Source organism: Paraburkholderia sp. BR10937 (assembly GCF_040965695.1).
GTDB lineage: Bacteria > Pseudomonadota > Gammaproteobacteria > Burkholderiales > Burkholderiaceae > Paraburkholderia.
This window is the reverse complement of record NZ_JBFRCL010000084.1, coordinates 22,796-31,282: the sequence shown is the minus strand read 5'-3', so window position 1 is coordinate 31,282 and position 8,487 is coordinate 22,796. Positions and strand designations below refer to the sequence as shown.

Here is an 8,487-nt window from a genome sequence, read left to right as displayed (position 1 = left end):
CTCCGTGCGGGAAATCGCCGGGTGTGGCACCGTCCACACCGTGCGGCTCTGGCAGTAATGCTAACCCGCGTTTGATTCCTCATGGCAGGCCAGCCGTCTACCTCGCGTGAAGTCATACTGCCTAGACCAAGGCGGCATTCACTCTGTCTCCTGTCTCGCCATGGGCCTGCCGCAAGCGCCTTCGTGTGCGCCCTGGTTATCGAACACCTCGATATCCTCGTGCAGAATGCGGCGGATTTCAAAAATCGCCTCGGGGGTTTCCTGAACGCTGTGTCCCGAAACGATCACCTTCTCGGAGAGCGCGCCGTCGAGGTGCGCGCTGCGATAGGGGACGACCCCGTCATCGGAATCTTCGAGCGGGCCTGTCTCGCGGCGCCGCGCAATGATCGAGTGAAAGCACACATTGGGGCCGATCGGCAGCCGTGAAATCGACTGGATGATCGGATCGGTCTCGCGCAACTGCTCGATGCTGTTGGGGACCGTGATGGTCTTTCCCGCCCGCTGGCTGCTATCCGCGTTGGTGGCGCTCTGCAGCATCTCGTCGATTTCCTTCAACAGCGCAAGCGGCAAACGCACCAGGTTCGCGACCCAGCGCGACAGGCGATTGCTCGCGAACGGCGTGCCGCGGTGTGGTGTGGCGATGAAGATCGCGCGTTCGACCTGCGGCATCGGCGTAAAACGCAGCAGACGATCGAGCCGCTCATCCTCGCGCACGATGTCGACCCCTTCGGGCAGGTACGTGTTCTGGATGGTTACCCACAGAACATCGTCGGAGGACGACACGAGCAAGCGCGCGAGCACGCCGCCCATGCTGTGCCCGATCAGCACCATGCCGTTCGAAGCGGGCAGCTTGCCTGCGGGATCGAAATGCGCGAGTGTGAGTTGCACCGCCTGCCGTATTCTCGCGAGGTTGATGAGAATGGGCACGTTGGTCGGGTAATAGACCTGCCAGACCTGGAAATGCTGGCGCAGCATTTCGTCACCCTGAATGTCGTTGGCGACGTTGACCCATGCCTCGGGGCTGCTGGCCAGGCCGTGCAGCATCAGAACGATGCGCCGGTCCGGATCGAACGGTTGCATCATGTAAATGCGCGGACGATCAATGCCCCTCGTGCGGCCGAGCAGCGAACGCAAGGACTGCCTGGCAAAGCCGGAGCGGGCAAGCCAGATGCCGTAGCCCGCACTGAAGTTGGCCGCGAGCGGCACGGTTTCGCCATTGATCTCCACGCTCTCGACGCGAAAAGGATCGTAGGCTGAGAACACCACGTCGTGCGAAGCGAGCAGCTGCTCGAGCGTGCCATTGCCGAACAGCAGCAGTGCGGTGACGTTCGGCGAAGGCATTTCATTGAACGGACGCGAGCCGGGTGCGAACCAGAAGGTCGCGCCTGCGTTCGCGTTCGCATCGTCTTCAGCCGTTGTCGCTGCGCTGTGCGTCGTAGCGCTATTGGCGTCGGGCTGTGTGACCGCAACCAGATCCGCACCGAGGCCGTCGCGGCGATAGGTGTTGTGGAGTCCCGCGAACGACAGTCCCGAGGCGGGAATGACTTCGCTGAGTTCGCGCACGCCCTCGGGCAGCCGGACCTCTCTCAGGTCGATATGAATGGTCCAGCCTGCGATGAACTGATTTGCCGGATCGCGATGGCCGGTGGTCGTCTCAGCGGTGCCGCGCAGAAACAGCGCGCCGGCCAGCTCCTGGACCGCATAGTTGTAGTAGTCGCGAACCTGCGTCTGGCGGTCCTCGAAGGCCCGTTCGCCGGCCGTGCGCTGGCCGAGGAACAGAAACGCGTACGCGTATCGCGCTGTCTTGAGCCATGAATCGAATTGCGCGTCGGTCCAGGGGGTGCCGGCAGACGGCGTCTGCTCGAGCGCCATCTGGAGCGATAACTCCGCGAGGCAGGCCAGGCGCTGTCCGGTACTGAGTCCGCCCACGGTTGCGATCGTATCGATACACGCTTGCGGCGCGCTCTGGCACGAACTTTCGTCCAGGGCCGCAATCCGCAACGTGGCATGTGTCGCCGCGCTCAACTGGCCGGTCGAGAGAATATCTCCGCGACGCATGGCAAAGTACTGCTGCGGACCGAGCGAGTTCACACGCACCATCGCGCAGCCGCAGAGCAGCGCGGCAGCGAGGAGGGCCGACACATTGGCCAACACATGGGCTAACGGCGGGCAACGCGGCATGCGTGATGGGTAAAGGCGCGTCATGAAGGATCCAGGCCATTCGCGCGGTCACGCACGAGCATGTGGCGAAATGGGGGACGGCGCAGCGCGGTGGCCGGCAGACCGATGTATACCAGCCTGATCCGGATCGCGTCCGCACGGTGATCCGCGGCCGGCGCCTATGCGCTCTCCCGGGTTGACTCGCGCCGCTGGCGTCAACAGACTCTAGTGATCATCGATCCAGACGGGAGCGAACTTGGCCAACCCGGATCTAGTTGAAAGCGGGCCGAAGGGCGCGCATGTCGTCGCTGCCCAGGCGAGCCCGTGCGACGAGCTCGTGATCCGCACGCAGCCCAGCTCAGTCGACCGTCCGTGCCGGCGCAAGCGTCTCGCGCTCGCTGCGACGATCCTGGGGTCGAGCATGGCGTTCATCGACGGCTCGGTCGTCAACGTCGCACTGCCGTCCATTCAGAGCGAACTCGGTGCGAGCGTCGCGGCGATGCAATGGGTCGTCAATGCGTATCTGCTGTTTCTCGGCTCGCTCGTGCTGGTCGGCGGGTCGATGGGGGACAAGCTTGGCCGCCGCACGGTGTTCATCGCGGGCATCGCGCTGTTTACGCTGGCGTCGGCGGCTTGCGGCCTCGCGCCGAATGCGGCTGCGCTGATCGCCGCGCGCGCGGTTCAAGGCATCGGCGCGGCGCTGCTCGTACCCAGCAGCCTCGCGATCATCGGCGCCGTGTTCGACGACGCAGCGCGTGGGCGGGCGATCGGCACCTGGGCGGGCGTCGGCGCGATCACGTCGGCGGTGGGGCCCGTGGCGGGCGGCTGGCTCGTCGATGCATTTTCCTGGCGCGCGATCTTCTTCCTCAACGTCCCGCTCGCCGCGCTCACGATCGCGCTCGCCATCTCATCGGTGCCCAACAGCCACAGGCTCGATGCGCCCGGGCAGCTCGACTGGCCCGGCGCGCTGGCAGCGGCCGGGGGACTCGCCAGTCTGACGTTCGGGCTGACCCAGGCGTCGGCGCGAGGCTTCCAGCATCCGTTCGTACTGGTCGCGATCGGCGCAGGCGTGCTCGTGCTCGCGGCATTCGTGATGATCGAAGCGCGCAGCGCCAACCCCATGATGCCGCTCGATGTGTTCCGTTCGCGCGACTTCACCGGCGCGAACCTCGTCACGCTGCTGCTTTACTTCGGGCTCGGCGGCGCATTCTTCTTCCTGCCGTTCACGCTGATCCGCGCGCATGGTTTCACCGCGACCGAAGCGGGAGCGGCGCTGTTGCCGGTGCCCGTCATCATCGGTTTGTTGTCGCGCTTCACCGGTGGACTGACGAGCCATTTCGGCTCGCGCGCGCTGTTGACCGTTGGCCCGGGCGTCGCCGGACTCGGGTTCACGCTATTGGCGTTGCCGTTCGTGCGCGGCAGCTACTGGAGCGGACTCTTCCCGGCGCTCGCGGTGCTCGGCCTCGGCATGACGATCACCGTCGCGCCGCTCACCACGACCGTGATGGGCTCGGTGTCGAGCGAGCGCACCGGCATCGCGTCGGGCATCAACAACGCCGTTGCGCGCGTGGCGAGCCTGCTGGCGGTGGCGGTGCTCGGCATCGTGTTCGTGTGGTCGCATCACGCAGCGCTGGCCGCGCGCCTCGACGCGTTGCACGTGCCGGTGGACGCACGCCAGATCGGGCAACTGCTGGAGCCGGACGCGCAAAGCGGGACCGCACCGGACGGCGCCGGCACGCCGCACGCAACGCTGGTGGCGCGTGCGGAAGCGGACGCCATGATCGACGCGCTGCGTGCCGTCGCCATCGTGTCCGCCGCGTGCGCGTTCGCTGGAGCGGGTATTGCGGCGGCCGCCATACAACCGCGGAAATGAACTGCAAACGTTTGCATTTGAGCGAATGCGCGCAAATGACCTTCGGCATGGATACATCGCGAATTCAGGTGGATTTATAAATTCGCGCATCAATATGCACTCGGTGAGGCGACTACAGTGGCTGCGATGCGGGACGCCATGAATCAGGTGTGGGGCGAACTGGAGTGGGGCCGACAAGCTGCGCGTGTATCTGCTCGACGACGGCCGTCGCGACGAGTTCCGGGCCTTCTGCGAGCAGGCCGGCGTGGACTATCTGACTCGCCCCGACAAAACGCACGCCAAGGCGGGCAATCTCAACGCGGCGCTGGCGAAGACGAGCGGCGAGTACATCGCCGTGTTCGACTGCGATCACGTCACCACGCGCTCGTGTCTGCAAATCTGCATGGGCTGGTTCCTGAGAGATTCGAAGATGGCCATGGTGCAGACGCCGCACGTGTTCTATTCGCCGGATCCGTTCGAGCGCAACCTCGAAACCTACCGCAAGGTGCCCAATGAGGGCGACCTGTTCTATGGCGTGCTGCAGAACGGCAGCGATCTCTGGAATGCCGCGTTTTTCTGCGGTTCCTGCGCGGTGTTGCGGCGCTCGGCGCTCAATGAGGTGGGCGGCGTGGCGACCGAAAGCGTCACGGAAGACGCGCTGACCGCGCTCAAGATGAGCATGAAGGGCTACAACACGGGCTATCTCGCCATTCCGCAGGCGGCGTGGCTCGCGACCGAAAGTCTGGGCCGCCACATCGGGCAGCGGATTCGCTGGGCGCGCGGCATGGCGGAGATCTTCCGCCAGTTCAACCCGCCGCCGTGCGAAGCGGAAGACGACGTGGTCGTGCCGAAAGCCGGTCCGGTGGGCACGATAGCTTCGCGTTGAGGCTTTCGGTCCGGGTAATCGAACCTGTGGGCTGCCTGCGATCAGGCCTTCAGCAGTTCGGTCGCGAAAGAATTCGCATGCGCTACGGCCTCCTGCGCGTTCGGGAACACGCCGAGTTGCTCCCAGCGCTCTTCGACCGCGTAGGTGCCTTTTATCGCTAGCGCCCTCTGCACGCGCAATTGCGCTGCGTACCCGCCGTCCTCGAGGGGGCGGGCCGTCGCGATGATCCTGTGCGGAGGGCCGGATCGTTCTGGCTGAACCAGCTGGACAGGACCGCCGGGTATGCCCACATCCTTCAACTCGTTCCGGGTTTTGCAGTCCGGGCAGTAGAAACACCACCCGTCGTCCTCGTGACTGGATCTGACCTGACCGCGAGCCAGTACGGCACGACATTCAACGTTTTCGCAGATGAACGGCATCGCAGTCTCCGGAGTTGTTTGAAGGGAGCCTAGCACGTCCTCCGTCGGTCAACCATTGGCGATGTTGCCGGGCCGGCGTCAAGGAAAACCCTCGAGCGCGGGCCCGACGCTGGGGCAGCTCTTGCGCTGCGCCTACGCGACCTTGCGAGTCAGATCCACCTGTCCCGAGGCGCCCGCGCTCAGCTCGGCGCGATCCGACTCGGGCACTTCGCCCGCGCGCCGGTGGATGTCGTGCGTGACGAAGCCTTGCTCGCGGCTCGGGATCGCGAACCAGTCCGGATGCGCAAACGACGCGCGAATGTCTTCGACGCCGCTCGACCAGTGCTCTTGCATGGTGTCGGCACTGAATTCGTAGTCCTTGTAATGCCCTTCGTAAGGCTTGTTCTTGTAGATCAGATGGACCACGTTGATCGAGGACCCATCGGCCACCTGCTCGGCGAGCCGAAAGAGGGGATCGTTGCGGCGCGCCTCGGCGGGTACGTGCTCGAGGAGTTCCTTGATAAAGCGCGCGTGCTTTTGCCGATCGGCAAGCATGTTGGTGATGGCGCGCGTGCGGCTCGAATATTGAATGTCCTTGGCGCGCTCGGCCACGTCCAGGAAATCGGCGGGTACGTTGCCGCTCGCGCTCCATAGATCGACCTGGAATACGAGCGTGTCCTTGTGGTCGGCGTCACGCAGCACCTCCGTGAGCGGTGTGTTCGACACGAGGCCGCCGTCCCAGTAATACTCACCCTCGATTTCCACGGCCGGAAAGCCCGGCGGGAGCGCGCCCGATGCCATGAAATGCTCGGGCTCGAGCCGCATTTTCGCGTTGTCGAAATAGACGAGATTGCCGCTGCGCACGTTCACGGCGCCCACGGAAACGCGGATCGGGCCGTCGTTGATGCGGTCGAAATCGGCGAAACGCTGCAGCGTCGACTTCAGTGCGGCGGTGTCGTAGTAGCTCACGGCACTCGGCGTCGCCTTCTGCCAGCCCGCGACGGGCAGCGGGCGGCGCGGCGCGAAAAAGCCCGGCTGGCCTTCGGTGAGCGCGCGGCCCGCGGCCCACATGCTGGCCCAACGGCGCGAAAATTCCTGCTGGCTGAAGATCGGCATGGCGAGCGCGCCGAGGTTGCCGAACCAGTCGAGCGGATGGCAGATCGACTCCCAGAAACCACGCAGCGCTTCGACGCGCCGAGCGGGCTCGTTGCCCGCGATAATCGCCGTGTTGAGCGCGCCGATCGACACGCCCGCAATGCGATGCGGTTCGACGCCAGCCTGCGCGAGCCCTTCGAACACGCCGGCCTGATAGGACCCGAGCGCGCCGCCGCCCTGCAAAACAAGGGCGATTTCGTCGTAGCGCGGCAGCTCAAACGGCTTGCGCTCCGTGCGGGCGGTTAGATTGCTGCTGCGCATACGTTCTCCCTTCGTTCGTTGGTTGCTCAGTGCATCGACCAGCCGTGCGTGACGAGCACCGACTGGCCCGTCAACGCCTGCGACCCGAAGCCGGCCAGGAACGCGACCGTGTTGGCCACGTCGTCGAGCGAGGTGAACTCGCCGTCCACGGTGTCCTTGAGCATCACGTTCTTGACGACGTCGGCTTCCGGGATGCCGAGCGCCTTGGCCTGCTCGGGAATCTGCTTGTCGACAAGCGGCGTACGCACGAAACCCGGACACACCACGTTGGCGCGCACGCCGCGCGGACCGCCTTCCTTCGCCACGACGCGGGCCAGGCCGAGCAAACCGTGCTTCGCCGTGACATAAGCCGCCTTGAGCTTCGACGCCTCGTGCGAGTGCACCGATCCCATGTAGACGATCGAACCGCCCTTACCGCTGTTGTACATATGCTTGAGCGCGGCCTTGGTGGTGAGAAACGCGCCGTCGAGATGGATCGCGAGCATCTTCTTCCAGTCGGCAAACGGGAACTCGTCCACCGGGCTGATGATCTGGATGCCCGCATTCGACACGAGCACGTCGATCCCGCCGAAGACGCGTGCTGCTTCGTCGATCCCCGCATTCACGGCTTCTTCGTTGGTGACATCCATCGCCACCGCGAGGGCCTTGCCGCCCGCGGCCACGATGCTGTCCGCCACCTTTCCGGCGTTCGCGAGATTGAGGTCGGCGATCACGACCGCCGCACCCTGGCTCGCGAACGTGCGCGCACAATGTTCGCCAATGCCGCTCGCGGCGCCCGTGATGACTGCAACCTTGTCTTGCAACGACATATGTATTCCTTACTAAAAGCGATTGATAAACGGATCAGGCGAGCTCGGCTTCGGGTTCGCCGAGGGCGGCATCCTGGCTCGATGTCGCGGCGAGATAGTCGAAGGCGACTTCGCCGATATCGAGCGTGAGGTCCGCAATGACGTGGCGTGCCCCCACCACTCGGCGCACCGGCAGATCGGCAACGGGTGCGAGCGCGTGCGGATGCAGCTCGATCGCGGCCGGGCCGCTCCATGCGCCGCGCACCGTCACGTCGCGCAGATAGAAGCGCACCAGTTCGCAGATGCGTGCCGTGCCGTCGACATGCGGGATGATCTTGAGAAGATAGTTGGGCGTGTCGGCGAGCTTGCGGCGCTCGTCTTCGCTGTTGAGCACGTGATGCTTGTAGCCCATCGTGCCGGTCGCGATGCGCTGCGTGCCGTAATCGAGCGTGCCGAGCAGCGTGTCGTTGCCATCGACCGCGAGCACGGGGCGCGCGAGCTTCTTCGGGAAGCCCCAGATTTCACGACCGCCGGCAATCGGGCCTTCGTCGTCGAGATACATCGAATGCGTGTAATTCGCGAGCCGGCCTTGCGGATCGCGTACGGAAATCACCTGACCGCTTTCGGTGTAATCGCCAAATCCCGAAGAGTCGGGCATGCGGATGAATTCGTAATGCACGAGATTGTTTTCCGGCTTGAGCGGCTCCGGCACGATGGCGCGCAGCGCATCGGGATCGGTCTCGTACGTGATGATGAAATATTCGCGATTGACGAAGCGAAACGGCGGCCGCGGATACGCGGGGTTGTGCATGGGCATCGCGAATGCATCGCGGCGGATTCTTGCCAGATCCATACTGTTCTCCAGTCCAGGCTGCGTGAAAACGTCGCGACAGATCTTAGAGGGAAAACATGACACGATCGCATTTATGGCGATAAAACACCGTTTCAGTTTCGTCAAATAAAAAGGAATTTGAAAGTTTATTGGCC

6 protein-coding genes and 1 pseudogene are annotated in these 8,487 nt (G+C 64.4%); 2 read left to right on the top strand and 5 right to left on the bottom strand.

Annotation, left to right across the window (positions count from 1 at the left end; translation table 11 throughout):
- Positions 1-138: 138 nt before the first annotated feature.
- Positions 139-2,142, bottom strand: a complete 2,004-nt coding sequence (locus AB4Y44_RS39160; RefSeq protein ID WP_368702502.1) for an esterase/lipase family protein — start codon at positions 2,140-2,142, stop codon at positions 139-141.
- Between the two features lie 274 nt (positions 2,143-2,416).
- Here AB4Y44_RS39160 and AB4Y44_RS39155 point away from each other — a divergent pair, with 274 nt between their 5' ends.
- Together AB4Y44_RS39155 and AB4Y44_RS39150 are read left to right on the top strand one after the other, a co-directional pair.
- Positions 2,417-4,033, top strand: a complete 1,617-nt coding sequence (locus tag AB4Y44_RS39155; protein WP_342921703.1) for an MFS transporter — start codon at positions 2,417-2,419, stop codon at positions 4,031-4,033.
- A 172-nt stretch (positions 4,034-4,205) separates the two neighbouring features.
- Positions 4,206-4,826, top strand: a pseudogene (locus tag AB4Y44_RS39150) (glycosyltransferase); the annotation flags it as partial.
- A 113-nt stretch (positions 4,827-4,939) separates the two neighbouring features.
- On the opposite strand, the gene AB4Y44_RS39145 reads toward AB4Y44_RS39150, so the two are convergent.
- The 4 genes from AB4Y44_RS39145 to AB4Y44_RS39130 form a co-directional block, all read right to left on the bottom strand.
- Positions 4,940-5,317 carry a hypothetical protein gene (locus tag AB4Y44_RS39145; RefSeq protein WP_342921702.1) on the bottom strand — a complete coding sequence of 126 codons (378 nt, stop codon included), beginning with the start codon at positions 5,315-5,317 and terminating at the stop codon, positions 4,940-4,942.
- Between the two features lie 132 nt (positions 5,318-5,449).
- Positions 5,450-6,712, bottom strand: coding sequence for a DUF3734 domain-containing protein (locus AB4Y44_RS39140; RefSeq protein ID WP_368702501.1), 1,263 nt, complete (start codon positions 6,710-6,712; stop codon positions 5,450-5,452).
- 26 nt (positions 6,713-6,738) lie between these two features.
- A complete protein-coding gene (locus AB4Y44_RS39135) occupies positions 6,739-7,521 on the bottom strand; it encodes a 3-hydroxybutyrate dehydrogenase (protein ID WP_342921700.1) in 783 nt (260 codons plus the stop codon).
- A 34-nt stretch (positions 7,522-7,555) separates the two neighbouring features.
- A complete protein-coding gene (locus AB4Y44_RS39130; RefSeq protein WP_342921699.1) occupies positions 7,556-8,353 on the bottom strand; it encodes an acetoacetate decarboxylase in 798 nt (265 codons plus the stop codon).
- Between the last annotated feature and the right edge of the window lie 134 nt (positions 8,354-8,487).